This is a genomic window from Haemophilus sp. SZY H68 (genome assembly GCF_018829685.1).
In the GTDB taxonomy this organism is placed as follows: domain Bacteria; phylum Pseudomonadota; class Gammaproteobacteria; order Enterobacterales; family Pasteurellaceae; genus Haemophilus; species Haemophilus haemolyticus_K.
The window spans coordinates 204785-229119 of record NZ_JAHKKB010000002.1 but is presented as its reverse complement, the minus strand read 5'-3'; the positions used below and the strand labels follow the sequence as shown (position 1 = coordinate 229119).

At 39.4% G+C, this 24335-nt stretch carries 24 protein-coding genes and 1 pseudogene; 16 read left to right on the top strand and 9 right to left on the bottom strand.

The window, feature by feature from the left end:
* Window positions 1-59: 59 nt before the first annotated feature.
* The 3 genes from KP712_RS05030 to KP712_RS05020 form a co-directional block, all read right to left on the bottom strand.
* The gene (locus KP712_RS05030; RefSeq protein ID WP_140450035.1) at window positions 60-605 is read right to left on the bottom strand and encodes a YggT family protein; all 546 of its coding nucleotides are present in this window, start codon (window positions 603-605) and stop codon (window positions 60-62) included.
* Window positions 605-1552, bottom strand: a complete 948-nt coding sequence (gene corA, locus KP712_RS05025; protein ID WP_005629627.1) for a magnesium/cobalt transporter CorA — start codon at window positions 1550-1552, stop codon at window positions 605-607. The genes KP712_RS05030 and corA overlap by 1 nt, the downstream gene beginning before the upstream one ends.
* Before the next feature lie 292 nt (window positions 1553-1844).
* Window positions 1845-2444, bottom strand: coding sequence for a YajG family lipoprotein (locus KP712_RS05020; protein ID WP_048953934.1), 600 nt, complete (start codon window positions 2442-2444; stop codon window positions 1845-1847).
* A gap of 92 nt (window positions 2445-2536) precedes the next feature.
* Here KP712_RS05020 and KP712_RS05015 point away from each other — a divergent pair, with 92 nt between their 5' ends.
* From KP712_RS05015 to mnmA, 10 genes are all read left to right on the top strand, one after another.
* Window positions 2537-2848 (top strand): BolA family transcriptional regulator, encoded by a 312-nt coding sequence (locus tag KP712_RS05015; RefSeq protein WP_140450034.1) that lies wholly within the window; start codon window positions 2537-2539, stop codon window positions 2846-2848.
* A gap of 292 nt (window positions 2849-3140) precedes the next feature.
* The gene (locus tag KP712_RS05010) at window positions 3141-4484 is read left to right on the top strand and encodes a Na(+)-translocating NADH-quinone reductase subunit A (RefSeq protein WP_140450032.1); all 1344 of its coding nucleotides are present in this window, start codon (window positions 3141-3143) and stop codon (window positions 4482-4484) included.
* A 2-nt stretch (window positions 4485-4486) separates the two neighbouring features.
* Window positions 4487-5722: an NADH:ubiquinone reductase (Na(+)-transporting) subunit B gene (locus tag KP712_RS05005; RefSeq protein ID WP_005636872.1), complete on the top strand. Its 1236-nt coding sequence runs from the start codon at window positions 4487-4489 to the stop codon at window positions 5720-5722.
* On the top strand, window positions 5715-6500 hold the full coding sequence (locus tag KP712_RS05000) for a Na(+)-translocating NADH-quinone reductase subunit C (RefSeq protein WP_111407593.1): 786 nt from the start codon (window positions 5715-5717) through the stop codon (window positions 6498-6500). The genes KP712_RS05005 and KP712_RS05000 overlap by 8 nt, the downstream gene beginning before the upstream one ends.
* Entirely contained in the window at window positions 6500-7129 is a 630-nt protein-coding gene (locus tag KP712_RS04995; RefSeq protein ID WP_005633380.1) for an NADH:ubiquinone reductase (Na(+)-transporting) subunit D, read from the top strand. Before KP712_RS05000 ends, KP712_RS04995 begins: the two co-directional genes overlap by 1 nt.
* A gap of 3 nt (window positions 7130-7132) precedes the next feature.
* Window positions 7133-7729: an NADH:ubiquinone reductase (Na(+)-transporting) subunit E gene (gene nqrE, locus KP712_RS04990; RefSeq protein ID WP_005633378.1), complete on the top strand. Its 597-nt coding sequence runs from the start codon at window positions 7133-7135 to the stop codon at window positions 7727-7729.
* A gap of 10 nt (window positions 7730-7739) precedes the next feature.
* Entirely contained in the window at window positions 7740-8975 is a 1236-nt protein-coding gene (nqrF, locus tag KP712_RS04985) for an NADH:ubiquinone reductase (Na(+)-transporting) subunit F (protein ID WP_005636875.1), read from the top strand.
* Between the two features lie 144 nt (window positions 8976-9119).
* On the top strand, window positions 9120-10160 hold the full coding sequence (locus KP712_RS04980) for an FAD:protein FMN transferase (protein WP_048953932.1): 1041 nt from the start codon (window positions 9120-9122) through the stop codon (window positions 10158-10160).
* Between the two features lie 2 nt (window positions 10161-10162).
* Window positions 10163-10423 (top strand): (Na+)-NQR maturation NqrM, encoded by a 261-nt coding sequence (nqrM, locus tag KP712_RS04975; RefSeq protein WP_005633372.1) that lies wholly within the window; start codon window positions 10163-10165, stop codon window positions 10421-10423.
* Between the two features lie 116 nt (window positions 10424-10539).
* Window positions 10540-11694: a tRNA 2-thiouridine(34) synthase MnmA gene (gene mnmA / locus KP712_RS04970; RefSeq protein ID WP_215770708.1), complete on the top strand. Its 1155-nt coding sequence runs from the start codon at window positions 10540-10542 to the stop codon at window positions 11692-11694.
* A gap of 45 nt (window positions 11695-11739) precedes the next feature.
* On the opposite strand, the gene rplS is transcribed toward mnmA, so the two are convergent.
* Genes rplS through rpsP form a run of 4 tightly spaced genes read right to left on the bottom strand, consistent with a single transcriptional unit; the run spans window position 11740 to window position 13725 of the window.
* On the bottom strand, window positions 11740-12090 hold the full coding sequence (rplS, locus tag KP712_RS04965) for a 50S ribosomal protein L19 (RefSeq protein WP_005626422.1): 351 nt from the start codon (window positions 12088-12090) through the stop codon (window positions 11740-11742).
* A gap of 36 nt (window positions 12091-12126) precedes the next feature.
* Complete coding sequence (trmD, locus tag KP712_RS04960; protein WP_048953930.1) at window positions 12127-12867, bottom strand: tRNA (guanosine(37)-N1)-methyltransferase TrmD; 741 nt, start codon at window positions 12865-12867, stop codon at window positions 12127-12129.
* A 37-nt stretch (window positions 12868-12904) separates the two neighbouring features.
* Window positions 12905-13432 carry a ribosome maturation factor RimM gene (gene rimM, locus KP712_RS04955; RefSeq protein ID WP_065265330.1) on the bottom strand — a complete coding sequence of 176 codons (528 nt, stop codon included), beginning with the start codon at window positions 13430-13432 and terminating at the stop codon, window positions 12905-12907.
* A gap of 44 nt (window positions 13433-13476) precedes the next feature.
* Window positions 13477-13725, bottom strand: coding sequence for a 30S ribosomal protein S16 (rpsP, locus tag KP712_RS04950; protein WP_005626429.1), 249 nt, complete (start codon window positions 13723-13725; stop codon window positions 13477-13479).
* Window positions 13726-14035: 310 nt separating this feature from the next.
* Between rpsP and KP712_RS04945 the strand changes: the two genes are divergently transcribed.
* Both KP712_RS04945 and nadN read left to right on the top strand, forming a co-directional pair.
* On the top strand, window positions 14036-14815 hold the full coding sequence (locus tag KP712_RS04945; protein ID WP_048953928.1) for a hypothetical protein: 780 nt from the start codon (window positions 14036-14038) through the stop codon (window positions 14813-14815).
* A 24-nt stretch (window positions 14816-14839) separates the two neighbouring features.
* Window positions 14840-16651 carry an NAD nucleotidase gene (gene nadN, locus KP712_RS04940; RefSeq protein ID WP_048953927.1) on the top strand — a complete coding sequence of 604 codons (1812 nt, stop codon included), beginning with the start codon at window positions 14840-14842 and terminating at the stop codon, window positions 16649-16651.
* Window positions 16652-16879: 228 nt separating this feature from the next.
* Here nadN and KP712_RS09120 read toward each other — a convergent pair.
* Window positions 16880-17637, bottom strand: a pseudogene (locus tag KP712_RS09120) (transposase); the annotation flags it as partial.
* Between the two features lie 310 nt (window positions 17638-17947).
* On the opposite strand from KP712_RS09120, the gene KP712_RS04930 reads away from it, so the two are divergent.
* Genes KP712_RS04930 through fecE form a run of 4 tightly spaced genes read left to right on the top strand, consistent with a single transcriptional unit; the run spans window position 17948 to window position 21577 of the window.
* Entirely contained in the window at window positions 17948-18838 is an 891-nt protein-coding gene (locus tag KP712_RS04930) for a Fe(3+) dicitrate ABC transporter substrate-binding protein (protein WP_106014026.1), read from the top strand.
* On the top strand, window positions 18838-19827 hold the full coding sequence (gene fecC, locus KP712_RS04925) for an iron-dicitrate ABC transporter permease FecC (protein ID WP_065265328.1): 990 nt from the start codon (window positions 18838-18840) through the stop codon (window positions 19825-19827). The genes KP712_RS04930 and fecC overlap by 1 nt, the downstream gene beginning before the upstream one ends.
* Window positions 19827-20810 carry a Fe(3+) dicitrate ABC transporter permease subunit FecD gene (fecD, locus tag KP712_RS04920; RefSeq protein ID WP_215770623.1) on the top strand — a complete coding sequence of 328 codons (984 nt, stop codon included), beginning with the start codon at window positions 19827-19829 and terminating at the stop codon, window positions 20808-20810. The genes fecC and fecD overlap by 1 nt, the downstream gene beginning before the upstream one ends.
* Entirely contained in the window at window positions 20810-21577 is a 768-nt protein-coding gene (gene fecE, locus KP712_RS04915) for a Fe(3+) dicitrate ABC transporter ATP-binding protein FecE (RefSeq protein WP_106014029.1), read from the top strand. The genes fecD and fecE overlap by 1 nt, the downstream gene beginning before the upstream one ends.
* Window positions 21578-21642: 65 nt before the next feature.
* On the opposite strand, the gene clpB is transcribed toward fecE, so the two are convergent.
* Window positions 21643-24210, bottom strand: coding sequence for an ATP-dependent chaperone ClpB (gene clpB / locus KP712_RS04910; RefSeq protein WP_048953922.1), 2568 nt, complete (start codon window positions 24208-24210; stop codon window positions 21643-21645).
* Between the last annotated feature and the right edge of the window lie 125 nt (window positions 24211-24335).

The window sequence follows — 24335 nt, the reverse complement described above, 5'->3', positions numbered from 1 at the left end:
ATTAGGTTAAGTATAAAAATGCTTAACCTAATTAATATAAATAATTTTTGAGTAATTGTTTAACCAGAGATCATCCAAAGTCCACCTAACATATCAAGCATTAGGTTATTTAAGAACAATAAGATAAATACGACGACCATAGGGGAAAAATCAATCATGCCTAATGTTGGCAAGAATCGACGGATAGGTCTTAAAAGTGGTTCTGATAGTTGATAAAACGCATAAATCACAGGGCTATTGCCACGATTAAACCAACTTAGAACAGCGCCAATAAAAAGCACATAAAAAATTGCTAAACCAATGCTTTTTAATACAGTTAATACACCCAATATTAAGAGAAAATTAACTGATAAACCAAAATAAAAAATACCTTTCAACATACCGATAATAAATATTAGCAGTAAAGCAGAAGTATCGATATTTTTCACTGTAGGCGCAATTTTACGCAGAGGTTTTAATACTGGATCAGTCATTTTTACTGTAAATGTTGAAACAGGATTGTAATAATCCACTCGAGCAAACTGTAACCAAGCTCGTAAGATTAAGACTAGTGCATAAAGATTAATAATTGATCCGATAAATAATGCGGTTTGGGATAATTCCATCATAACCATCCTTTTCTTCTAAAATAAATATATGGTGTCAATGCGGCTGCGATCATTAATCCAATTGCCATTGGATAGCCATATTTAAAATGTAATTCAGGCATAAAATCAAAATTCATACCATAGGTAGACGCGACCAATGTTGCAGGAAGGAACATCACAGAAACAACTGAGAAGAATTTCATAATTTTGTTCTGTTCAATATTGATGTAGCCCATTGCAGCTTGCATTAAAAAGTTTACTTTTTGGAACAAGGATTCATTATGCGGTTGCAAAGATTCGATATCTCGTAAGATTTCTCGAGCTTGTTCTAACTGGTTTGTTGGTAAGCGAGTTTTGCGAACCAAGAAACCTAATGCTCGTTGGGTATCCATCAAGCACAAACGAACTTTTGAGCTCGTATCTTCCTGTTCCGTAAGCGTATTTAATGCTTCATCAAAGGCTTCATCTTGTTTCCCGTTTAAAATAACGCGACTCAACTCTTCTAAATCTGCATAAACGTTTTCAATCACGTCCGCTAATTGCTCAATTTTCGTTTCAAATAAATCCAGTAAAACTTCATAGGAATTACATTCTAACAAACGCTGGCTACGTGAACGCATACGATATAAACGGAATGCGGGTAGTTCGCGATCGCGCAACGTAAATAAACGACCATCACGAATAGTAAAAGCGACGCTCGCTAAATCAGCATAATTGTCTTCATCTTCGCAATAAAAAAATGAGTGAAGGTGTAAACCATCTTCATCTTCAAAGAAACGGGCGGAAGCTTCGATATCTTCCAATTCTAGAAAAGATGCTAAGCTTTGGCCTAAGCCTTCTTGTAGCATTTCACGTTCTTCGCCTGTCGGCTCAAGTAAATCAAGCCAAATGGCAGTATTGAGATCGGTTTGGTCTTCGTCAATGCGAACCAAGCGGGAATCATTGATAGCAAACGCGTTGATCATTTCATACTCCTTATAGGATTATGAACAGCTAACAGTGAACAAATTAAAGAAGAAACGAAAGTGCGGTGAAAAATCGCAAAGTTTTCGTTAAGAGATGCCGAAACAACGGTAAATTTACCGGCGAACGCGCGCCGATAATAAAAAAGGCGGGCGTCTAGAGCGATATTCGGTATCGACTATGACTGTCCAAAGTGTGTGTCCTTCTCGTTAAAAAATCGGGCGAATGTTACGCTTGAAAGCGGTGTTCGTCAAGTTTTAATCTTAATAAAAAAGGGCAAAATTGCCCTTATAATTAGTTTGTATATTGATTAATCGCAGCGGATACTTCTTGATCTTGATAAATGTTATTCACAATATCGTTAAATGTTTGAGACAGAACTTTTTGAATTTCGTCATTATCCGCGTTTAATGCGCCTTCTTGTGAACGAGTAGCATTAAATGCTTTGTTATATGAGCCTTTCGCGCCTTGAACATAAACAGTTGCTTGAATTTTGGTATTAAGTTTATAACGAAGATTACCTTGTTCTACTTGCGTAGCAAATTCACGCACATCCACAGTTACCCACGCATTTGATCCATTGGATTGCCCAATTCTGAAACCTTTACTAATAAGATTTTGTTGCATCACTTGTTGGAATAATTGTGTAACACTCGGTGATGAATTTAATTTAATGAGTTCTCCACGCTTGGTATAGCTCGCGATATCTTGCGTTGTGCGGCTATCTTTCGTTGTTACATACACAATCGCATTTTGATTAATGTTCATTGTGGCATTCGGTGCTGGTGGTGTGAACGTTAATGTATTTGATTGTGCTTGGCAGCCAGCAAGGAACAGCGTGGCGGCTGCAATACTTACTGCTGATAATGTTTTGATTTTGTTTGATAATGTCATAATTTCCCCAATGAGCCAGTTAAAACTGTGTTATTCTTGCAAACTTCATTGCTAATGTATAGCGTTTCATTGTGATTTTGTGGAGATTTATGATGTCTGTTCAACAAACTATCGAACAAAAAATTCAACTAGAATTTCAACCGCACTTTTTTAGTGTAGAAAATGAAAGCCACTTACATAGTTCTGGTCGTGGCGAGGAATCTCATTTTAAATGTGTGATTGTGAGTAATGTTTTTGAAGGAATGCGTAAAGTACAGCGTCATCAACGTGTTTATCAATTGCTTGCAGATGAGCTTAATGGCGGTGTTCATGCGTTAGCGTTGCATTTGTTTACTGTAGAAGAATGGCGCGAATTAAGTGAGAAAATTCCCGCTTCAACGAAATGCGCAGGCGTTGGGCATTAATTTTTATGTTATGAAGATGTAACATTTTTTTGATATATCGCAAAAGGTTTTTACAAAAAAGTAGGCGTTTAAGTAGCGAAAAAAGCAGATTTTCGCTAAAATAAGGCGTTTAATTTTATCCAAATTCAATTTCTCGATAAGCATGTTTATCGTGAAGTTAACCGATTTGAGTTTTTTATTTTTGTGACATTAATATCTTTTTAAAGGTGTTTTGTCACGCTCAAACACGAGATTGCATTTAACTTGTTTATTTGCAATTGTATTTTTAACCTTGAAAAGTAGTGCAAACAGTATGATTACAATTAAGAAAGGCTTGGATCTCCCAATTGCGGGAAAACCAGCACAAGTAATCCACAACGGAAATGTTGTGAATCAAGTTGCGATTCTAGGTGAGGAGTATGTGGGGATGCGTCCTTCGATGAAGGTGCGCGAAGGCGATGTTGTAAAGAAAGGCCAAGTGCTTTTTGAAGACAAGAAAAATCCAGGTGTGATTTTTACAGCCCCTGCAAGTGGTACTATCACTGTAATCAATCGTGGTGAGAAGCGCGTATTACAATCTGTCGTAATTAATGTGGAAGGAAATGACCAAATCACTTTCGCAAAATATAGTGCGGAACAATTGAATACGCTTTCTTCTGAACAAGTAAAACAAAACCTTGTTGAATCAGGTTTATGGACTGCATTACGTACTCGTCCATTTAGCAAAGTACCAGCGATTGATAGTGAACCAGCCTCAATTTTCGTGAATGCAATGGATACCAATCCATTAGCCGGAGATCCTGCAATCGTGCTAAAAGAATTTTGGCAAGATTTCACGAATGGTTTAACAGTATTAAGTCGTTTATTCCCTTCAAAACCGTTACACTTGTGTAAAGCAGGTGATACCAATATCCCAACTGTTGATCTTGCAAATTTACAGATTCATGATTTTGGTGGCGTCCACCCAGCTGGTCTTGTTGGTACTCATATTCATTTTATTGATCCTGTTGGTGTAAATAAAACTGTATGGCACATCAATTATCAAGATGTGATTGCAGTGGGTAAATTATTTACAACAGGTGAGCTTTATGTTGAACGTGTAATTTCTCTTGCTGGTCCGCAAGTGAAAGAGCCTCGTTTAATTCGCACTGTAATTGGCGCTAATCTCTCTCAATTAACCCAAAATGAATTAAGTGCGGGTGAAAATCGCGTAATTTCTGGTTCAGTGCTTTGTGGACAAACCGCAAAAGGTGCTCATGACTATTTAAGTCGCTATGCATTGCAGGTATCGGTAATCGCTGAAGGTAATGAGAAAGAATTCCTTGGCTGGATTACACCTCAATCAAATAAATATTCAATTACTCGTACAGTGTTAGGTCACTTCGGTAAGAAGTTATTCAACTTCACTACGGCTGAAAACGGTGGTGAGCGTGCAATGGTTCCAATTGGTAGCTATGAGCGCGTGATGCCGTTGGATATTTTACCGACATTATTATTACGTGATTTAATCGTGGGCGATACGGATGGTGCACAAGCATTAGGTTGTCTTGAGTTAGATGAGGAAGACTTAGCATTATGTTCTTTCGTTTGCCCGGGCAAATATGAATACGGTTCAATCTTGCGTCAAGTATTAGATAAGATTGAGAAGGAAGGTTAAAAATGGGTTTAAAAAATCTTTTTGAAAAAATGGAACCCGCGTTTTTACCAGGTGGTAAATACAGCAAGCTTTATCCGATCTTTGAATCGATTTATACCTTGCTTTATACACCAGGTACGGTAACGCACAAAAATACTCACGTTCGTGATGCGTTAGACTCAAAACGTATGATGATTACGGTTTTCCTTGCGTTGTTCCCTGCGATTTTCTACGGGATGTACAATGTGGGTAACCAAGCGATTCCAGCCTTAAATCAATTAGGCAATTTAGATCAACTAATTGCTAACGATTGGCACTATGCACTTGCAAGTTCATTAGGTTTAGATTTAACTGCCAATGCAACTTGGGGCTCGAAAATGGCGCTGGGAGCGATCTTCTTCTTACCAATTTACTTAGTGGTTTTTACCGTTTGTACAATTTGGGAATTGTTGTTCTCAGTGGTGCGTGGTCATGAAGTAAATGAAGGGATGTTCGTTTCAACCATTTTATTTGCGTTAATCGTTCCGCCAACATTGCCATTATGGCAAGCCGCATTAGGTATTACTTTTGGTATCGTTGTTGCAAAAGAAATTTTTGGTGGCGTTGGTCGTAACTTCATGAACCCTGCACTTGCAGGCCGAGCTTTCTTGTTCTTCGCCTATCCAGCTCAAATTTCAGGTGATACTGTTTGGACTGCTGCTGATGGTTTCTCTGGTGCAACCGCACTTTCACAATGGTCACAAGGTGGTCAGGGAGCATTACAACATACAGCCACTGGCGCTCCAATCACTTGGATGGATGCTTTTGTTGGTAACTTACCTGGTTCAATGGGTGAAGTTTCTACGCTTGCAATTTTAATCGGTGGTGCAGTGATTGTGTTCACTCGTATTGCAGCGTGGCGCATTATTGCTGGTGTGATGATTGGTATGATTGCAACTTCAACGCTATTCAATTTAGTGGGTTCTGATACTAACCCAATGTTCTCAATGCCTTGGCATTGGCACCTTGTTTTAGGTGGATTTGCATTAGGTATGGTATTTATGGCAACAGACCCTGTTTCAGCATCCTTTACCAATGCAGGTAAGTGGTGGTACGGTGCATTAATTGGTGTAATGGCTGTATTAATTCGTACTGTAAACCCAGCTTATCCGGAAGGAATGATGTTAGCGATTTTATTTGCAAACTTATTTGCACCGATTTTCGACTACATCGTTGTTCAAGCAAATATCAAACGTCGGAGAGCAAGAACAAATGGCTAAGTTTAATAAAGACAGCGTTGGTGGTACAGTTACCGTTGTTGTATTGCTAAGTTTAGTGTGTTCTATCATTGTTTCCGGTGCCGCGGTGGCATTGAAATTGAAACAAGATGAGCAAAAAGCACTGGACGTTCAACGTAATATTTTAACGGTTGCTGGCTTAATGAAAGAAGATAATGCTTCCGTCATTAAAGACACTTATAACAAGTTTATTGAACCACGTTTAGTGGATTTGCAAAGTGGTGATTTTGTTCAAGCATCAAAAGAGGATGTAGAAAAATTTGATCCAAAAACAGCAGTAAAATCGACCGCACTTAGTCAAGCCATTCCGGTGGAACAAGATAAAGCCGGAATTAAAGTGCGTGCCAATCAAGCGCGAGTTTATCTTGTAAAAGATGAACAAGGTCAAGTCAATCAAGTCATATTGCCGATGTACGGTCGTGGTTTATGGTCAACAATGTACGGTTTTGTTGCGGTTGCCCCAGATGCCAATACCATCAAAGGCATTACTTACTATGATCAAGGTGAAACAGCAGGTCTTGGTGGTGAAATTGCCAATCCGCGTTGGCAAGCACTTTTCGTAGATAAAAAACTGTTTGATGATGATCAACGTGTGGCTATTCGTATTGCTAAAAATGCTTCTTCTAACAAAGAATACGGTGTTGATGCTTTATCAGGTGCAACTTTAACCTCAAATGGTGTGCAAGGTTCCTTTGATTATTGGTTTAGTCAAAACGGTTTTGGTCCATTCTTAGCAAAATTTAAAGCGGGGGCAAGATAATGGCTGATGCAAAAAGCAATTTAAAAGCACTTTTGCTTGATCCGATCGTAAAAAATAACCCGATTGCGCTGCAAATTTTGGGTATTTGTTCTGCATTAGCGGTCACAACTCAATTACAAACCGCGATCGTTATGGCCATTGCGGTAAGTTTAGTAACTGGTTTTTCCAGTATGTTTATTTCAATGATTCGTCATTACATTCCAAATAGTATTCGTATCATTGTACAACTGGCAATTATCGCTTCTTTGGTAATCTTAGTTGACCAAGTATTGAAAGCTTTTGCTTATGGTTTATCTAAGCAGCTCTCGGTATTTGTAGGCTTGATTATTACTAACTGTATCGTGATGGGCCGGGCAGAAGCTTTTGCGATGAAATCTCGTCCACTTGAGAGCTTTGTTGATGGTATCGGTAACGGTTTAGGTTACGGTGCAATTTTATTAATTGTTGCAACGTTACGTGAGTTAATCGGTTCTGGTCGTTTACTTGGCTTTCCAGTATTCCAAACCATTCAAGACGGTGGTTGGTATCAACCAAACGGCTTGTTCCTTCTTGCACCAAGTGCGTTCTTTATTATCGGCTTCATCATTTGGGGTTTAAGAACGTGGAAACCTGAGCAACAGGAGAAATAATCAATGGAACATTATATTAGCCTATTTGTGAAGGCGATCTTCATTGAAAATATGGCGCTTTCTTTCTTCTTAGGGATGTGTACTTTCCTTGCTGTATCAAAAAAAGTGTCAACCGCATTCGGCTTAGGGGTTGCAGTAACAGTTGTGCTTGGCATTTCTGTGCCAGCGAACCAATTTGTATTTGAACATGTGTTAAAAGATGGCGCCTTAGTTGAAGGGGTAGATTTATCCTTCTTAAGCTTTATTACGTTTATCGGTATTATCGCGGGTATCGTTCAAATTCTTGAAATGACGCTCGATAAATTCTTCCCAGCACTGTATAACGCATTGGGGATTTTCCTTCCGCTTATTGCCGTAAACTGTGCGATCTTTGGTGGCGTATCCTTTGCGATTCAACGTGAATATACCTTCGCAGAATCTGCCGTGTACGGTATTGGTGCAGGCTTGGGGTGGATGTTAGCAATTGTTGCGCTTGCAGGTTTAACTGAAAAAATGAAATATGCTGATGTACCAGCAGGCTTGAAAGGATTAGGAATAACCTTTATTTCTGCTGGATTGATGGCGCTTGGCTTTATGTCATTCTCTGGTATTCAATTATAAGGAGGCATAAATGAGCGAATCTTCAATTTTATTATTAGGTGTTGCAGCATTTACCGCTATTATTTTAGTACTCGTTGCGATTATCTTGTTTGCCAAGTCAAAACTAGTCGATTCTGGTGATATTACTATTGGTATCAATAACGATCCAGAGAAAGCGATTACATTACCTGCAGGTGGCAAATTATTAGGTGCTCTAGCGAGTAAAGGTATTTTCGTGTCTTCTGCTTGTGGTGGCGGCGGCTCTTGTGGTCAATGTGTGGTAAAAGTGAAAAATGGTGGCGGAGAAATTCTTCCAACCGAACTTTCTCACATTAACAAACGTGAAGCAAAAGAAGGTTATCGTCTAGCTTGTCAAGTTAACGTGAAAGGTAATATGGAAGTTGAACTTCCAGAAGAAATCTTCGGCGTGAAAAAATGGGAATGTACTGTTATTTCTAACGATAACAAAGCAACCTTTATCAAGGAGCTTAAATTGGCTATTCCTGAAGGCGAGGAAGTGCCATTCCGCGCGGGTGGATATATCCAAATCGAAGCTGATCCACACGTGGTGAACTATAAAGATTTCGATATTCCTGAAGAATACCACGAAGACTGGGATAAATATGATTTATGGCGTTATGTCTCTAAAGTTGACGAGCATATTATCCGTGCTTACTCAATGGCTTCATACCCAGAAGAGAAAGGCATTATTATGCTTAACGTTCGTATTGCAACGCCTCCTCCGCGTCAACCTGATGCACCTCCAGGTCAAATGTCTTCATACATTTGGTCATTAAAAGCGGGTGATAAAGTCACTATTTCTGGTCCATTTGGTGAATTCTTTGCGAAAGAAACTGATGCTGAAATGGTATTTATCGGTGGTGGTGCGGGTATGGCTCCAATGCGTTCTCATATTTTTGACCAGTTAAAACGTCTTCATTCTAAACGTAAAATGTCGTTCTGGTATGGTGCACGTTCTAAACGTGAAATCTTCTATCAAGAAGACTTTGACCAATTACAAGCTGAAAATCCAAACTTTGTATGGCATGTTGCATTATCGGACGCATTGCCTGAAGATAATTGGACCGGCTATACAGGCTTTATTCACAATGTGCTTTATGAAAACTACTTGAAAAATCATGAAGCACCAGAAGATTGTGAATACTATATGTGTGGACCTCCGGTGATGAATGCAGCTGTAATTAAAATGTTGAAAGATCTTGGTGTTGAAGATGAAAACATTTTATTAGATGACTTTGGTGGCTGATTTTAGTTAATCAATTCATCATAAAAACTGACCGCACTTTGTGATGAAGTGCGGTCAAAATTTAAGGTGTTTTTAGAAAATTTTCTATGATTACAGGTAAGTTTTGTTGAGTTTGCCAGTAATTCACAGATGTAGGAAATCCAGATGAAAAAATTAATAAGCGGTATCATGGCGGTAGCAATGGCATTAAGTCTTGCAGCCTGTCAAAAAGAAACAAAAGTTATCTCATTAAGTGGTAAAACAATGGGAACAACTTATCATGTTAAATACCTTGATGAAGGCTCAATGAAAGCAACATCTGAAAAGACGCATGAAGAAATTGAAGCAATCTTAAAAGATGTAAACGCGAAAATGTCCACTTACAAAAAAGATTCGGAACTGAGCCGTTTCAATCAAAATACCCAAGTGAATACACCGATTGAAATTTCAGCAGATTTTGCCAAAGTATTAGCTGAAGCGATTCGTTTAAACAAAGTGACTGAAGGTGCATTGGATGTAACTGTTGGTCCTGTTGTGAATTTATGGGGATTTGGTCCTGAAAAACGCCCAGAAAAACAACCTACGCCAGAACAATTAGCTGAACGCCAAGCTTGGGTTGGTATTGATAAAATTGCCCTCGATATGAGTGGTGCAAAACCGACATTAAGCAAAGCACTTCCTCAAGTTTATGTCGATTTGTCCTCGATTGCTAAAGGCTTTGGCGTTGATCAGGTGGCTGAAAAGTTAGAACAACTAAATACTCAGAATTATATGGTTGAAATCGGTGGTGAAATTCGTGCGAAAGGAAAAAATATTGAAGGCAAACCTTGGCAGATCGCAATCGAAAAACCAACTACAACAGGTGAAAGAGCGGTTGAAGCTGTAATTGGATTAGACAACATGGGAATGGCAAGTTCTGGCGATTATCGTATTTACTTTGAAGAAAATGGTAAACGCTTTGCTCATGAAATTGATCCGAAAACAGGTTACCCAATTCAGCATCATTTAGCCTCAATTACGGTCCTTGCGCCAACCTCAATGACTGCAGATGGCTTATCAACAGGTTTATTTGTGCTGGGTGAAGACAAGGCGTTAGAAGTGGCAGAGAAAAATAATATTGCCGTTTACTTAATCATTAAAACAGATAATGGTTTTATCACAAAATCATCCTCTGCTTTCAAAAAATTAACAGAAACAAAAGAATAGTTATGCAAACTTTATTTTTTACTTTAATCGCTTTTGTCGCAATTATATTGTTGATGTCTATCGGATTTATTATCAAAAAACAAAGTTTAAAAGGCAGCTGCGGTGGTTTATCTGCCCTTGGTATTGCCAAAGCTTGCGATTGTGATAAACCGTGTGACACGCTTCAATCAAAATTAGATGCGGGCGATGAACAAGCGAAAGCTGAATATGAGCAAAAATTTGCGAAAAAAGATGATGATTCGCAATTTTATGAAGTGAAATAACTTGCTCAAAAATGACCGCACTTTATGTGCAAAATAAAATTAACGGCAAAATTATTTTGCCGTTTTCTCATTCAATGACCAATGTGCTTCGCCTTAACCGAAGTTACGGGAGAACTATGTTAATTTCAAATACTTATAATCAACACTTTCCTCAACTGACGCAAGAGCAGCTTGCGAGAAATGCGACAAAAAAAGTGATTTGTGGTATGTCTGGCGGAGTGGATTCTTCTGTGTCAGCTTTTATTCTTCAACAGCAAGGCTATCAGGTGGAAGGCCTGTTTATGAAAAACTGGGAAGGAGATGATGATACGGATTACTGCACTGCAGCAGCTGATCTTGCAGATGCTCAGGCTGTATGTGATAAGTTGGGTATTAAACTACATAAAATTAATTTTGCGGCAGAATATTGGGATAATGTCTTTGAGCATTTTCTGACTGAATATAAAGCAGGGCGCACGCCGAACCCAGATATTTTGTGTAATAAAGAAATTAAATTTAAAGCATTTTTAGAATATGCAGCTGAAGATCTTGGTGCCCATTACATTGCAACAGGACATTATGTACGTAGAGCTGGTGATGATGAAAATGTAAAATTATTACGTGGTCTAGACGCCAATAAAGATCAAAGTTATTTTCTTTATACCTTAAGCCATAAACAAGTAGGGCAAAGTTTATTCCCCGTTGGTGAAATCGAGAAGCCCATTGTTCGCGCTATTGCTGAAGATCTTGGTTTAATTACAGCGAAGAAAAAAGACTCTACAGGTATTTGTTTTATTGGTGAGCGTAAATTTAAGGATTTCTTAGCTCGTTACTTACCTGCTCAACCTGGCGATATTCGTACTGTTGATGGTGAAATTATTGGTCGCCATGATGGTTTGATGTATCACACGTTGGGACAGCGCAAAGGATTAGGCATTGGTGGTTTGAAAAATGCGGGTGATGAGGCTTGGTATGTGGTAGATAAGGATGTGGAAAATAATGAACTTATTGTCGCTCAGGGGCATGACCATCCTCGTTTATTTTCAAAAGGTTTGATTGCTAGCCAATTACATTGGGTTGATCGTGAACCAATTCGAGAGTTATTACGTTGCACGGTGAAAACACGTTATCGCCAACAAGATATTTCTTGTGTGATTGAACCGATTGATGATGAAACTATTCGAGTGATTTTCGATGAACCTCAATCAGCCGTCACACCAGGGCAATCTGCCGTATTTTACCTTGGTGAGGTTTGTTTGGGCGGCGGGATTATCGAAGAACGGATTAAATAACCTAACAAAAAAGGCTTGGAATTCCAAGCCTTTTTCTTTGCGAAATTATTCGCCCAAACGCTCTTTAATACGAGCAGATTTACCTGAACGTTCACGTAAGTAGTAAAGTTTAGCTTTACGTACTGCACCTTTACGTTTAACAGCGATAGAATCTACAGCTGGAGAGTGAGTTTGGAATACACGCTCAACGCCTACGCCGTTAGATACTTTACGTAAAGTAAATGCTGAGTGCAAGCCACGGTTACGAATTGCAATAACCACGCCTTCGAATGCTTGCAAACGACGTTTGCTACCTTCAACTACCCATACTTTAACTTCTAAAGTATCACCAGGGCGGAAGCTAGGTACGTTTTGTTTTAATTGTTCTTGTTCAAGTTGTTTGATAATGTTAGACATTGTTTGATCCTTTATTGATCCTAGATGTAACTGAAACTAACTGCTATGCTCGGCTTGCGCCTCTTTTAACAGTTTACGTTGTTCGTCAGTCAGAGCTAGGCCCTCTAAGAGCTCAGGGCGTCGGAGCCACGTTCTTTTTAGCGATTGTTTTAATCGCCATTTCCGAATTTCTTCGTGGTGTCCCGACATCAGCACGGGTGGTACAGTTAATCCTTCTAACACTTCCGGTCTGGTGTAATGCGGGCAATCTAATAAACCATCTGCAAAAGAATCTTCTTCTGCGGAGGCTTGCTTGCCTAGTACACCGGGAATAAAACGCGCAACAGCATCAATTAATGTCATTGCCGGCAACTCCCCACCGGTCAGAACGTAATCGCCGATTGACCATTCTTCATCGATTTCAGTTTGAATCAATCGCTCATCAATACCTTCGTAACGTCCACATAACAAAATCAATTTCTGATTTTGAGCAAGCTCGGTTACGCCGCCTTGATCGAGTTTACGTCCTTGTGGCGAAAGGTAAATCACCTTTGCGCCTTCTCCTGCAGCTGCTTTCGCAGCATGAATCGCATCCCGTAAAGGTTGCACCATCATCAGCATTCCCGGGCCACCACCATAAGGGCGATCATCCACGGTTTTATGCTTGTCGAATGTAAAATCTCTTGGATTCCAACATTCCACTTGCAGAAGATTATGTTTTACAGCTCTAGCTGTAACCCCAAATTCCGTAATCGCTTTAAACATTTCGGGGAATAATGAAATCACCCCTATCCACATAAAAAGCCTACTACATTACGTTTGTGCATACTTGAGATTAGAAACCAGCGTCCCAATCCACTTCAATTGTTTTCGTGGTGAGATCGACTCTTTTAACTACTTGTTCATACAAAAACGGAATTAACCGCTCTTGTTTTCCAAAAGCATCTTTCGTATTGGCTTTAACTACTAACACGTCATTAGAACCGGTTTCCATCATTTCTGTTACCGTTCCCATTGTATAACCTTCTAGGTTTACGACTGAGCAACCAATTAAATCGTGCCAGTAATAATCACCCTCTTCTAGTTCTGGGAAAACAGATAAATCCACACCAATTTCAACATTTGCTAAAATTTGTGCGACTTCACGATCATCAACGCCTTTTAATTTCACGATGATTTCGTGGTTATGATGACGCCAGTTTTCTAATTCTGTTGGCTGCCACTCACCTTTGATTTTTAAAAACCAAGGCTGATACTCAAAAATGCTTTCAGCTTGTTCTGTTGATGAATAAATACGTAACCACCCACGGATACCGTAGGTTGAGCCTAATTTGCCCACAACTTCAATACGTTGTTGTTCCATATTTCTCACCTATCTTAGTTTAAGAACTAAATCAAAAAGCAAAATTATGCTGCTTTTTGAGCTTCTTTTACCAAGCTCGCAACACGATCAGAAAGTGATGCACCTTGACCAACCCAGTGGTTAACACGGTCTAGGTCGATACGAACACGTTCTGCGTTACCTTGTGCGATTGGGTTGAAGAAACCTACACGCTCAATGAAACGACCGTCACGTGGTGAACGGCTGTCAGCTACTACGATTTGATAAAATGGGCGTTTTTTAGCTCCGCCACGAGATAAACGAATGGTTACCATAACCTTCCTCTAAATGTTTAATTACTAAAAGAATATTCCCAAACTCGAAAGCGATTTAAGAATATAGCTTACTTTTTTCTCTGTATATATAGACAAAAAGCTTAAAGATTTTATACTTTTTGAACAAAATTGCAAGTTTTGGATGACCATTATAATAGGTACGTTATTTTCTCTTGAAAAGGTAAATATTATCATTCACATACAATTTTGTTTTACGTATAATCTAAGAAACTCTCAAGCAGTTTTAGGTCAAGTTTACGCGTTAAGCGGTATTTCACATTGATAAAATATCAGTTAAATGAGGTTTATTATGAAAATCGGTTTTCATTCAGTGTTACTTGGATTAGCGTCATGTATTGGCATTCAACAATCTGTGGTAGCGAGTCCTCCTTCGTCTTCTCAACAATCAGTATCTGCTGAGTCACCTGAAGCTTTAAAGCAACAATTTTCAATCGCTTTAGCCAAACAAGAAAAGCAACAAGTTTCGATTTTACAGAAAAAACTCACCGCGCTTTTTTCTTTACCTCCTCAATTCCTAGATAATCAGATCCAAATAAGCGAAAAAATCCTCACTCGCATTTTTAAAACAGATAAAAATCTCACCCCTAAATTTCTTGATTATTTATACTTTGAACCGATAAATACTGGCGATGCTAATTTAATTCAGGAAATGAAGAAAAACTTGCTAGTGTCTTTTTTGGCGAATGAGCAGGCAAAAATTTATATTCGTCAAACAGATAATTCGGAGCAATTTGTTCAGGCTTTGCTAGAACGGGGAGCCAAACCAGATCAAATCATATTATTGTCTTTGGATGCTAAAGGCATATTTCAAAAAATTATTGAACAGATACATCAAGATTTTCCTAATCAAACAACTTTTTCTATTACTGAGAATCGAGTGAGTTTGATAACCCCATCTTCTGAAATTAAGCCCCGCCTCGCTCTAGCTAATATGATGTTTGCTCGCCAATTTAAAGGGGTGGAGGTTGATGATTTTTCGTATTTAGATCAAGCGCGTGAAAATCTTCAACACAATAACTATACTATTCGTTATAAGACTTTCCAAGCAATGCTTGAAGGCTTAAATTAATCCGTTTACTCATAAGGAGCCATTATGTTTTTATCTAAAAAATCAGTTACCTTTGCAGTTAGTGCATTAGCAATGCTTTGCTCAGGCACAACCTTTGCTAAAGAAGTGCCGCAAGCACATAAAGCTGTGGAGTTAAGTATCTTGCATATTAATGACCATCATTCTTACTTGGAACCGCACGAAGCGAGAATTAATTTAAATGGTCAACAAACAAAAGTGGATATTGGTGGTTTTTCTGCTGTGAATGGAAAACTTTATGAGTTACGCAAAAAGTATAAAAATCCATTAGTGCTACATGCTGGTGATGCGATTACTGGTACGCTGTATTTCACCCTTTTTGGTGGTTCCGCTGATGCGGCTGTCATGAATGCAGGTAATTTTGATTATTTTACTTTGGGTAATCATGAATTTGATGCGGGTAATGAAGGTTTATTAAAACTACTCGAGCCATTAAAAATCCCAGTACTTTCAGCTAATGTTATTCCTGATAAAAATTCAATTTTATATAACAAATGGAAACCTTACGATATTTTCACTGTGGATGGAGAAAAAATTGCTATTATCGGTTTAGACACCGTGAATAAAACGGTTAATTCCTCTTCACCAGGTAAAGATGTGAAGTTCTATGATGAAATTGCTACCGCACAAATTATGGCAAATGCGCTAAAACAACAAGGTATTAATAAAATCATCCTACTTTCACACGCAGGTAGTGAAAAAAATATCGAAATCGCGCAAAAAGTTAATGATATTGATGTGATCGTTACTGGCGATTCGCATTATTTATACGGAAATGATGAATTACGTGGTTTAAAATTACCAGTAATCTATGAATATCCGCTTGAATTTAAAAATCCGAATGGCGAACCGGTGTTTGTAATGGAGGGTTGGGCTTATTCTGCTGTTGTGGGGGATTTAGGTGTTAAATTCAGTCCTGAAGGTATTGCGTCTATTACTCGTAAAATTCCTCACGTGTTAATGAGTTCTCATAAACTTCAAGTGAAAAATGCGGAGGGTAAATGGACTGAATTAACTGGCGATGAACGTAAAAAAGCACTTGATACTTTAAAATCAATGAAGAGTATTTCACTTGATGATCATGATGCAAAAACAGACATGCTTATTTCAAAATATAAAAGTGAAAAAGATCGTTTAGCACAAGAAATTGTTGGTGTTATCACTGGTTCTGCAATGCCGGGTGGTTCAGCAAACCGTATCCCAAATAAAGCAGGCTCAAATCCAGAAGGTTCTATCGCAACGCGTTTTATTGCAGAAACAATGTATAACGAACTCAAAACAGTGGATTTAACCATTCAAAATGCAGGTGGTGTGCGTGCGGATATTTTACCGGGCAATGTGACTTTTAATGATGCTTATACTTTCTTGCCTTTCGGTAATACGTTATATACCTATAAAATGGAAGGTTCGTTAGTGAAACAAGTGCTTGAAGATGCGATGCAATTTGCTTTAGTTGATGGTTCTACAGGGGCATTCCCTTATGGAGCAGGTATTCGTTACGAAGCGAATGAAACACCAAATGCGGAAGGTAAACGCTTAGTGAGTGTGGAAGTCTTGAATAAACAAACCCAACAATGGGAACCAATTGATGATAATAAACGTTATCTTGTTGGTACCAATGCTTATGTAGCTAGCGGTAAAGATGGTTACAAAACTTTTGGTAAATTATTTAATGATCCAAAATATGAAGGCGTTGATACATACTTGCCTGATGCGGAAAGTTTCATTAAATTTATGAAAAAACATCCGCACTTTGAGGCTTACACTTCATCAAATGTAAAATTTAATGCTTCGACTGATGCGTTACCTAAAAAATAAAATTTAAAAATAGCGTGTATTTAACACTCGATTTTATACCTCAGGCAAACCCACTTTATAGACCATCTGGTATAAAGGTGGGTTTTGTCTCTTTCTATTACATTTCACTTTAGATTGCCATTCAAGCAGTCAGTTTCGTAGAGTTTTTCCCTTGCTCCGATGACTTAACTGTATCGACGTTTTCTATCGTAGCTTGATAAGTGTGTCAGGTAATCAGCCTTTCGGTTTTTTGATTTTGCTCGGGCGATGATAATCAAATACACTAATAACCTCTCGGCGAGCCAAGCTTTCTGTGATAGGGGCGGTAAAATAGTCAGCATCAAGCCTGACGGCTTTTTTGGGAGGAGCTGAAAGCGTTATGTCGAGGAATTAAGGTGAGCAATATAGGGTTAGTTGTCATTGATATTACCTGCCCGAGGCAAAGGTATTTAAAATAATCCTATGCTTGCCTTGATGTCTTTGATTTCTGCCACTTTTTCACTCGCTTTTAACGGCTTCTTTCCTTTTTTCGTATTTTCACCACATCTTGGGTGAGCATATCAATATACTGACTGACTTGTACCTTATACTTTTTATTATGTTTTTCGTTCTTATTAGCGCTAGCTTTAAATGGGTACTGTCTGTAAACGGATACTTGCCCCCATCAAGCCTTTTTCAATTGCTTTCCATACGATACAAGTAAAAAATATGCTCAAATACATCCGCACCATTAAAACGACGAAGATTATTTTGGCTAAGTGTGCTGGTGTCAATCACTTTTTTGTTAAGGACATCCCTAAAACCAGTGGTAAACCACATTGGCTTATCCATTGCCGTTCACTTTTAATACCAAAGAGATAGCCCAACAGTATTATTTTAAACTATCAAATAGGGTCAACAGCTGGATGACCGTTATCCTGACAATAAAGATGAGCGCCCTCATCATGGATAAATTCAAAATCAATGGATCTCGCTACTTTGTGAACAAGATGGTCTTGTTGAACCAATTGCTAAAGACTTATCATCTTGAGTTCATATAGAGGAGGGGCAGTATTTTTAAGCATAGGCATTTTCTTGTTTGATATGTCTATTAGATCAAACTTCTAGAGCTATGTTAGCGGTCTAAAATAACACGTATTTAACGCGCTATTTCTGTTTTAAAGTAGCCTCTTAGTAATTAATATTTAGATGTTATTAGAAATAACAAAATGCTATATAGCAAGAATTCAGTAATTTTAGGATTCAATCAAAAGAAAATCATTATCAATTCATTTTTTTGTGTATAATTACCTCGTTTTTATTACTGGAGGACATGTCATGAAAAAATTATTAAAAACAACTCTCACTTCTGTATTGTTAATGGCATCTACTTTCGCCGGTGCAGTAACGGTAAAAGATGCTAATGGTGAGTTTACCCTTGATAAAACCCCAACCAGAGTGGTGGCATTAGAGTATTCTTTCGTAGATGCCCTAGCACAAGTGGGGGTAAGTCCTGTGGGAGTGGCTGACGATAATAAAGTTGAGCGTATTTTGCCGCAAGTACGCGAAAAAATTGCTGCATGGCAATCCGTTGGTACGCGTTCTCAACCGAGTCTTGAAGTGATTGCTTCTCTCAAACCAGATTTAATTATTGCTGATCCTTCCCGTCACACAGCGGTGTTTGAAGAATTGAAAAAAATTGCGCCAACAGTGATGTTCGATTCTCGTCATGAAAGTTATCAAGAAAATCTTGAAACTGCGCAAAAAATTGGTGATTTAGTGGGTAAAAGTGCTGAAATGAAAGCAAAAATTACCGAACACAATGATTATATTGCGAATATTGCGAAACATTTGGGAGTAAAGGATAAGAAAGCATCATTCGGTACATCACGAGAAGATAAATTTAATATTCAAAGTTCAAATGGTTATGTCGGTAGTTTCTTAACTGCTCTTGGATTTGCCCCAACTAAACTTGATGGAAATAAATCGTTAGTAGAAATTAACCTTGAACAATTAGTAATAGAAAAACCGGAATATCTCTTTATTGCTCATTACCGTGATGAAAGTATTGCGCGAAAATGGGAAGCTGAGCCACTTTGGAAAGCCATTCCTGCCGTAAAAGCAAACCATGTTTACAGCGTTGATGCCGACATGTGGGCTCGCGGTCGTGGCTTAGAAGCGAGCAAAATTATGGCAAAACAAATTGAAGGTTTCGTGAAACAAAAATAATGATGAAGTCCACTTTCCGTTGGGGACTTCCCCTTATCATTCTGGCTTTACTATTATGGGGAAGCCTGTTTTTGTATTATCCCATCGAAATTCGACCGCTTGCAGCTTTACAAGCGCTCCTCCCCGATGGCGATGAAATTGCCAAAATTACGGTAACCGATTTACGCTTACCGCGCGCATTAGTTGGCATGATTTTAGGTGCCAATCTTGCGGTGGCAGGTGCGTTGTTACAAACCATTACGCGCAATCCACTAGCCTCCCCTACATTACTCAGCGTGAACTCAGGAGCCAGTCTTTCCATGGTGACCGCCAGTGCGTTTAGCCCCTTAATTCTTTCTGGTTATAGCATTGCTTTAGTGGCTAGTATCGGTGGCGGTCTGAGTTGGCTTGTGGTGATGCTGATCAGCAACGGATGGAAAGACAACAGCGGGGATCGTAGCCGGGTGATTTTAGCGGGGATTGCCGTATCACTACTTTGTGCCGCGCTCACGAAATTGGTGCTGATTATCGCGGAAGATCATGCCTTCGGTATTATGAGCTGGCTAGCTGGTGGCATTGCACATGCCCGTTGGAATGAATTATTGACATTATTTCCGTTCTTTATTTTGACCGCACTTTTCTGCCTGTTTTTTGCCAGCCGTTTAAATTTACTCAATTTAAGCGATGAATCCGCTCGTTCACTAGGCATCAATCTCTTCCGTTTACGTTGGTATGCTAACATCATGGCGTTATTGATTGTAGGTTCAAGCGTAAGTGTTGCCGGCCCCGTGGCCTTTATTGGCTTACTAGTGCCCCATCTTGCCCGCTATTGGATTGGTTATGACTTGCGAAAATCGCTCCCCATGGCGATGCTACTCGGCGCAATTTTAATGCTCGCTGCAGATACCATTGCCCGCGCGGTCAACTTCCCTAGTGAAGTACCTGCTGGTGCGGTGCTTGCCTTAATCGGTGCACCAGTCTTTGTATTATTTGCCAGAGGAAGACACTAATGCGAACCTCTCATGTATCTTTTCGTGCTATCAGCTTTTATGTCCTCACGCTTGGTCTAATGGTACTGCTCTTTGGGTTGAGTATTCGTCTCGGCACTTATACGCTTTCCTTTGAGGAAATTTGGGCGGCCTTTAAGCCTGATGATAAAAACTATTTTACCTTGATGGAATATCGCCTACCCCGTGCGGTATTAGCGATTTTATTAGGCGGCGCCTTAGCGATTTCTGGTGTGCTCGTACAAAGCGTGGTGCGTAATCCACTTGCCTCTCCCGATATTTTAGGGATTAACAATGCAGCTGGGTTAATTGCTGTTTCGGTATTGATGTTCTTGCCAAACTTAGCATTTTACTGGATACCGATTTTTGCCTTTTTAGGTGGTGTGCTCTCTTTTGTCATTTTATGGATCGTGTGCGGTTTTAACTTCCGCCCTATCAAAATGGCAATCATTGGGGTAGCACTTTCCGCATTGTGGGCAGCCATTAGTCATTATCTGATGCTTACCAATCCAGTCGAGATCAATACGGCAATGTTATGGCTCACAGGAAGCCTGTGGGGGCGCAGCTGGTCTTATTTAAATGTGGTATTACCATGGTTAGTAGTGTTGCTACCCTTGCCATTTATTTTCTGTCGCGATCTCGATACCCTTGGTTTAGGTGAAAACAAAGCTTCCACCTTGGGGGTGACCGTAAATAAAGTGCAAATTAGCGTTTTAGTGCTAGCGGTAGCCCTTTCTACTACAGCCGTGGCAATTTGTGGTCCGATTGCCTTTTTAGGTTTAGTTGCTCCGCATCTTGCTCGCCGTTTAGTCGGTGGCCGGCATCGCACCCTATTACCGGCAGCCTTGATTATTGGCGCCCTCTTATTACAACTTTCGGATATTTTGGCGCGGGTAATTGACCCACCAACTGAACTCCCAGCGGGTATTCTGACTGCAATTATCGGTGCGCCATATTTCTTCTACTTATTGATGAGAACTAAATAATGAGCATTGAAATCAATAATTTATCTTTAGGTTATCAAGATAAACTCGTGGTTAAAAATCTGTCGCTAAAATTCCCGAAAAATAAAGTGATTGCATTAATCGGCCCAAATGGTTGCTGTAAGTCCACCACATTAAAAGCGGTGGCTCGCTTGCTCAAACCGAAGCAAGGTTCAATCACCCATAAAGGTCAGGATATTTGGCAAAAAAGCCCTAAAGAATATGCCCAAGAATTGGCTTTTCTCCCGCAGCAACACCTGGTACCAGAAGGGATTAAAGTGCGGGAATTGATCGCCTACGGGCGTTCGCCTTACTTAAATCTCTGGGGCAAACTCAGCCAAAAAGATGAAGAATTGGTTACTTGGGCGATGGATCAAACACAAACTGCTGAACTTGCCGAACAGTTGGTTTCTGATTTATCTGGTGGTCAACAACAACGGGTATTTTTAGCAATGACACTTGCGCAAGATGCCGAATTAGTGCTACTCGATGAGCCTACCACTTATCTGGATTTAAACCGCCAAGCTGAACTCATGGGCATGATGCGACAAATGCAGCAGAATGGAAAAACAGTGATTACTGTATTGCATGATCTTAATCAAGCTTGTCGTTATTGCGATTATTTAATTGTGATGAAAAGAGGTGCTGTAATGGCACAGGGAGCCCCGGATGAAGTGATGACAGAGGATTTGTTAAAAGAAGTGTTTGATTTGGACGTCATTATTCACCGTGATCCAATCAGTGATACGCCGATGTTTATATTAAAATAAATCGAAATTTGGTTGTACTTATGATAAAGCCATTTAGTATTAACTAAATGGCTTCTTTTAATTGGTTATTGTCTTGTTTGGACTTTGTTATCTATATAATCAACAATGACTTGTCCTGGCAATAAGTGACCTGATAATATTTCCTGAGCTAAACCATTTTCAATTTCTTGTTGAATTGCACGTTTCAATGGACGTGCACCATAAATTGGGTCGTAACCCACTTCACCAATGAAATCTAATAAAGCGTCAGTAAACACCAATTCATAGCCGCGAGTTTCCATACGTTTTGCTAAGCGCTCTAATTGAATATTTGCAATCGCACGAATATTCTCTTTACCAAGCGGATGGAATACCACTGTCTCATCAATACGGTTGATAAATTCCGGACGGAAATGTTGGCTAACAACCGACATCACTAAGGACTTCATTTCGCTATAGCTTTCCTCTTTGTTACCTTGGATTAAATCAGAACCTAAGTTAGAGGTCATGATCACCACGGTATTACGGAAGTCCACGGTACGACCTTGCCCATCAGTTAAACGGCCATCATCCAATACTTGTAACAAGATATTGAATACATCCGTATGGGCTTTTTCTACTTCATCTAACAAGATCACTGAATACGGACGACGGCGAACAGCTTCAGTTAAATAACCACCTTCTTCATAACCAACATAACCTGGAGGTGCCCCGACTAAGCGAGAGACACTGTGTTTTTCCATAAACTCAGACATATCAATGCGCACCATGGCATCTTCACTATCAAACAAGAATTTAGCCAAAGTTTTGCAAAGCTCTGTTTTACCTACACCTGTCGGACCGAGGAACAAGAAAGAACCAATTGGGCGGTTAGGATCGGAAAGACCAGCACGACTACGACGAATCGCGTTTGCGACGGCATCAACTGCTTCTTCTTGGCCAATCACTCGTTTATGTAGTTCATCTTCCATACGCAAGAGTTTTTCTTTCTCGCCTTCCATCATTTTTGATACTGGAATGCCTGTAGCTTTAGAAAGCACTTCTGCGATTTCTTCATCCGTGACGCGATAGCGTAAAAGCGTCATTTCTTTTCCTTCACTGGTTTCAGCTTGCTCGAGTTGCTTTTCAAGAGCAGGGATGCGGCCATATTGCAACTCAGACATTTTAGCTAAATCACCCGCACGACGAGCTTGTTCTAGTTCGGTTTTTGCAGTATCTAATTCTTGTTTAATATGTTGAGAGCCAGAAAGCGTTGCTTTTTCAGATTTCCACACTTCTTCAAGTTCAGCATATTCACGTTCTTTTTCGGTCAATTCTTTCTCTAACATTTCTAAACGTTTGCGACTTGCTTCGTCTTCTTCTTTTTGTAACGCCTGTTGTTCCAATTTTAGTTGGATAATACGACGTTCAAGACGATCAAGCGGTTCAGGTTTAGAATCTATTTCCATACGAATGCTAGACGCCGCTTCATCGATCAAATCAATGGCTTTATCAGGTAACTGACGATCAGAAATATAACGGTGTGAAAGCGTTGCTGCAGCGACAATCGCAGGGTCAGTAATATCTACATGGTGGTGAATTTCATAACGTTCTTTCAAACCACGTAAGATCGCAATAGTATCTTCTACACTTGGTTCGTCCACAAAGACTTTTTGGAAACGACGCTCAAGTGCGGCATCTTTTTCGATATATTGACGATATTCGTCTAACGTTGTTGCACCCACACAATGTAATTCACCACGCGCTAAACTTGGTTTTAATAAGTTACCCGCATCCATCGCACCATCGGTTTTACCCGCGCCGACCATAGTATGAATTTCATCAATAAAGAGGATAACGCGACCTTCTTCTTTCGAAAGTTCATTGAGAACCGCTTTTAAACGCTCTTCAAATTCACCACGATATTTCGCACCAGCAATCAACGCCCCCATATCTAATGAAAGTACGCGTTTATTTTTCAAACCTTCTGGAACTTCACCATTTACAATGCGTTGTGCCAAACCTTCCACGATAGCGGTTTTACCTACACCCGGTTCACCAATTAACACAGGGTTGTTTTTGGTACGACGTTGTAATACTTGAATCGCTCGACGGATTTCTTCATCACGCCCAATCACAGGATCAAGCTTGCCACTTTCTGCACGAGCAGTTAAATCAATCGTATATTTTTCTAATGCTTGTCTGCTTTCTTCTGCATTTTGATCATTCACGTTTTGTCCCCCTCTAATTTGCTGGATGGCTTGCGAAATTTGTTCTTTTTTCGCACCGCACTTTTTCAAAATATCGCTGAGCGCTCCTCGTTCTTCTAAAGCTGCAAGCAAAAATAATTCGCTTGAAATAAATTTATCTTGGTTTTGTTGTGCAAATTTATCGCATAGATTGAGTAAATTAATGAGCTGGCGTGAAAGTTGTACATCACCGCCATTGCCAATCACTTGCGGCAATTTATTTAGTTCAGTCTTTAACTCATTACGCAATAAAGTTACATTTACGCCACTTGCAGTTAAAATTGGTGCAATTGAGCCGCCCTGTTGATTTAAAAGTGCGGTCAATAAATGCACGGGTTCAATAAATTGATTATCTTTTCCGATAGCAAGTGATTGTGCTTCGCTTAAAGCTTCTTGGAACTTTGTTGTAAATTTTTCAATGTTCATACACTTTCCTCAATTTGGTTTTGGCTTTCGCCGTTTGCCTAAATTAAGTAAGATCGTTTAAAGGGATTTCAAGAGAAAAATTGAAATATTTTTGATTTTATCTATCAATAAAAATTTGATGATAG

Bases quoted from the DNA above. Each gene is read 5' to 3' on its own strand.
- fecE (WP_106014029.1), top strand. From the start codon at position 20,810: ATGAGCATTGAAATCAATAATTTATCTTTAGGTTATCAAGATAAACTC.
- nqrF (WP_005636875.1), top strand. From the start codon at position 7,740: ATGAGCGAATCTTCAATTTTATTATTAGGTGTTGCAGCATTTACCGCT.
- nqrM (WP_005633372.1), top strand. From the start codon at position 10,163: ATGCAAACTTTATTTTTTACTTTAATCGCTTTTGTCGCAATTATATTG.
- KP712_RS05010 (WP_140450032.1), top strand. From the start codon at position 3,141: ATGATTACAATTAAGAAAGGCTTGGATCTCCCAATTGCGGGAAAACCA.
- rplS (WP_005626422.1), bottom strand. From the start codon at position 12,090: ATGTCTAACATTATCAAACAACTTGAACAAGAACAATTAAAACAAAAC.
- KP712_RS05000 (WP_111407593.1), top strand. From the start codon at position 5,715: ATGGCTAAGTTTAATAAAGACAGCGTTGGTGGTACAGTTACCGTTGTT.
- rpsP (WP_005626429.1), bottom strand. From the start codon at position 13,725: ATGGTAACCATTCGTTTATCTCGTGGCGGAGCTAAAAAACGCCCATTT.
- KP712_RS05030 (WP_140450035.1), bottom strand. From the start codon at position 605: ATGGAATTATCCCAAACCGCATTATTTATCGGATCAATTATTAATCTT.
- KP712_RS05015 (WP_140450034.1), top strand. From the start codon at position 2,537: ATGTCTGTTCAACAAACTATCGAACAAAAAATTCAACTAGAATTTCAA.
- rimM (WP_065265330.1), bottom strand. From the start codon at position 13,432: ATGGAACAACAACGTATTGAAGTTGTGGGCAAATTAGGCTCAACCTAC.
- KP712_RS04995 (WP_005633380.1), top strand. From the start codon at position 6,500: ATGGCTGATGCAAAAAGCAATTTAAAAGCACTTTTGCTTGATCCGATC.
- KP712_RS04945 (WP_048953928.1), top strand. From the start codon at position 14,036: ATGAAAATCGGTTTTCATTCAGTGTTACTTGGATTAGCGTCATGTATT.
- KP712_RS05005 (WP_005636872.1), top strand. From the start codon at position 4,487: ATGGGTTTAAAAAATCTTTTTGAAAAAATGGAACCCGCGTTTTTACCA.
- corA (WP_005629627.1), bottom strand. From the start codon at position 1,552: ATGATCAACGCGTTTGCTATCAATGATTCCCGCTTGGTTCGCATTGAC.
- trmD (WP_048953930.1), bottom strand. From the start codon at position 12,867: ATGTGGATAGGGGTGATTTCATTATTCCCCGAAATGTTTAAAGCGATT.
- KP712_RS05020 (WP_048953934.1), bottom strand. From the start codon at position 2,444: ATGACATTATCAAACAAAATCAAAACATTATCAGCAGTAAGTATTGCA.
- clpB (WP_048953922.1), bottom strand. From the start codon at position 24,210: ATGAACATTGAAAAATTTACAACAAAGTTCCAAGAAGCTTTAAGCGAA.
- nadN (WP_048953927.1), top strand. From the start codon at position 14,840: ATGTTTTTATCTAAAAAATCAGTTACCTTTGCAGTTAGTGCATTAGCA.
- fecD (WP_215770623.1), top strand. From the start codon at position 19,827: ATGCGAACCTCTCATGTATCTTTTCGTGCTATCAGCTTTTATGTCCTC.
- mnmA (WP_215770708.1), top strand. From the start codon at position 10,540: ATGTTAATTTCAAATACTTATAATCAACACTTTCCTCAACTGACGCAA.
- KP712_RS04980 (WP_048953932.1), top strand. From the start codon at position 9,120: ATGAAAAAATTAATAAGCGGTATCATGGCGGTAGCAATGGCATTAAGT.
- nqrE (WP_005633378.1), top strand. From the start codon at position 7,133: ATGGAACATTATATTAGCCTATTTGTGAAGGCGATCTTCATTGAAAAT.
- KP712_RS04930 (WP_106014026.1), top strand. From the start codon at position 17,948: ATGAAAAAATTATTAAAAACAACTCTCACTTCTGTATTGTTAATGGCA.
- fecC (WP_065265328.1), top strand. From the start codon at position 18,838: ATGATGAAGTCCACTTTCCGTTGGGGACTTCCCCTTATCATTCTGGCT.